Origin of the sequence: Aeromonas sp. QDB30, from assembly GCF_027707645.1 — a bacterium.
GTDB lineage: Bacteria > Pseudomonadota > Gammaproteobacteria > Enterobacterales > Aeromonadaceae > Aeromonas > Aeromonas caviae.
In genome coordinates this window covers 1-2,597 of sequence record NZ_JAPCIY010000149.1, presented here as the reverse complement: position 1 = coordinate 2,597, position 2,597 = coordinate 1, and the positions used below count along the sequence as shown (strand labels likewise).

The following is a 2,597-nucleotide window of genomic DNA, read 5'->3' as shown; positions in this document are numbered from 1 at the left end:
CCCAGGGCGGTGAAGATATCAAAGACCCGTTTTCCGGTAAATCGCAATGCGGCTCCGCTTAAGTGAACAGCATTGCCGCCATGCGGGGCTTTGTTTTATCCGTGGTGGCATGGGCGTGAAGAGGGGTCATGGAACCGCTTGAATATGGATGAAATCTCGCCAAGTGGTTGATCTGACTATGGACGGGGTATCCGCCATCCCCTATAATCCACGCCGCTAACCAGCATCAATGGCCCCTTAGCTCAGTTGGTCAGAGCAGTCGACTCATAATCGATTGGTCACTGGTTCAAGTCCAGTAGGGGCCACCAGATTTAGAACGGCGTAGCAGGTTAGTAACTGCTACGCCGTTTTTGTATCTGACGCTTTTGGGTGCTTTAATGGGTGCTTTTAAGGGAAGGCTAGGCGCTTAACAACATGGGGCGAGCGTTCTTTTTAGGTGCCTATAAATGGACTTCTAGACGGCTATCTCTTTTATCTGTGTCGGAAAATGGACTAAGCGAAGCAGATTGCGACCTTAAACCCATTGATACAAGTCTCAAAAAGAGACTGTTTTATCCAAACCTGACCAAAAAATCTTTACACTGATCTTTCGAAGCTGTTGATACTGCAAACAAGGAAGGTTGTCATGATAGTGTTAATGTGGTTGGTTTTTGCTTTCATAGTTGCGATTCTTGCGAACAATCGCGGACGTCATCCATTGTTATGGTTCTTGTTGTCGATTGTGCTCTCACCGCTGATAGCTGGCATTGCCTTGTTGTGTATGAGCAACATCAAAGCAGAACAAGAGGCCGAACGCAGACATAAAGAATTGCTGGAAGCTACCAAGCAAGCAAAGTGATGTCCCGATAACCCCATTATTAAAGGGGCTCTTTTTTATCGATTTGGCGTGATCTCGGTGCTCCCTGAATAGCGCAACTGGCGACACGCTACACAATGGCCGTCACTCGTATAACGGGGCGAGTGGTGGCCGTAGTGACAGGGCATTACGGGCTGATAGTACCGCTCCCCCTGCTCACGGGCTCGCCGCTTTCTAGCTCGGTTGATTGCGTCACTCGTCATCTAGCCCCCTCGCTTATTGCCAATATCAAGTTTTATCCAGTTTTGTCAGGCGTGAATAGCCGAAATCACGCGCCCCGTCCGGTCGGTATCCCTTGCCCCGCTCCTTGGTTAGATATGAGACTCGCTTAACCGCCTCGGTGATATTGTGGTCATCGGTCATCAAGTAGCCATTTTCAGGAATGGATAACCGCCCCCCTTTACGTTGCCAGATCTCGGCCAATTCCTCATACAATCGGGCGGGGTGGCGTAGCTTGTCACCATCAATGAACAAGGCCAGATGGTAGTGCTGACGCTTGGCCTTCTCCTGCTCACGACACCAAACGTATTCTAGGCGCGCTTGATACTCTCGCCTTACATAGCGAGCGGCCAGCTTTAGGAATGCGCTCAGGCGCTCACTGGTGGCGGCTCCCTCGCCCATACTCAGGTCTAGCCGAACAAACAGCACCCGCCGATAATGCGCCACAGCTTCTACGATGCGCCGGATCATCTCACTCAGTGGTTTGGTGTAACAGCCGCTCGCTGGCGTGGTGTTGATCGGATAATCCTTCCCTTGATAGCAGTAAACGGGCTGGTGGGTTACGTGACCATAGCGCCTGCCCTGTTTACGCTTGGTCTTGCCTGCTAGCTTGGCCACAACGGCGCTTGGCAGGTCATCGGCTCGTTTCATTGGGCCGCCCCCTGATCTAGCCCCTGTTTGGTTGTATTTCCCCCCAGATATAAACCTCTTACCTCATAGATATTATAAAATACCGCTCGTATTCCCGATTTCTCATTCCCCGCTAGGCTGCGGCATTGCTGTACTTTTCCCTGTTTAGCGATCCCAATTAGCATGTCCCAATTAGCGTCAATCGATTCACTCCGTTTCAGGCCAGCGAACGGACACGACAACAGGCGGCAAGGCTTGCCGTTGGTGGTTTTTGTCATGGGTGATATGCTCGATTGTGCTGGTGGCTGTCCTCGCCAAAGTAAGGCCACCAGCAGGTTAAGATAAGTGCCTCGGCTTATTCAGTTGGGGCGCTTACTTTTTTTGATGCTTCATATTCAGTAGCATCAGAGGGGTCTACCCATACCAGCAGCACTGGGACGGGATCAAACAGGCTGGTTGCTGGGTCTATCACCGATACGAGCTTGCTAGACAACGGCAGCTTCCGCTTGTTACGAATAGTGCTGACCACGCTATTCAGATTGGCTATTCCTACGCAGCGAGCTTGCCGAGTATTAATAGAATATCCGCCAGCACATATCCGCCACACATACCTGCCTTGCGACTCTCCACGCAGCGGATCTGGGAAGCCCATCCCGCTTAATACCTCCGGTTTAAACGTGCTCATTTTAGCAGCCCCCCTTTGCGGCAAGGCTCTCGATGTACGCGAGCGTATCGGACACGCGAAAACGCACAGCACGCACACCAATGTATATCGGCTGCGGGAATGTGGGGTCGGACTTTCTACGCCGCCACACTGTAAGTATTCACCGGAACAGTATTGACACAGGAAAAATGAGACGATCGTCTCTTGATCCCACTTTCCTGCTTGCTT

At 51.4% G+C, this 2,597-nt stretch carries 2 protein-coding genes and 1 tRNA gene; 2 read left to right on the top strand and 1 reads right to left on the bottom strand.

Annotation, left to right across the window (positions count from 1 at the left end):
- Nucleotides 1–231 precede the first annotated feature (231 nt).
- Together PG896_RS20740 and PG896_RS20735 are read left to right on the top strand one after the other, a co-directional pair.
- Nucleotides 232–308 (top strand) — tRNA-Ile (locus tag PG896_RS20740).
- Nucleotides 309–625: 317 nt separating this feature from the next.
- Entirely contained in the window at nt 626–838 is a 213-nt protein-coding gene (locus PG896_RS20735; RefSeq protein ID WP_270836172.1) for a hypothetical protein, read from the top strand.
- A 246-nt stretch (nt 839–1,084) separates the two neighbouring features.
- Here the strand turns inward: PG896_RS20735 and PG896_RS20730 are convergent, their stop codons facing one another.
- Entirely contained in the window at nt 1,085–1,726 is a 642-nt protein-coding gene (locus PG896_RS20730) for a YagK/YfjJ domain-containing protein (RefSeq protein ID WP_270836171.1), read from the bottom strand.
- Nucleotides 1,727–2,597: the final 871 nt, after the last annotated feature.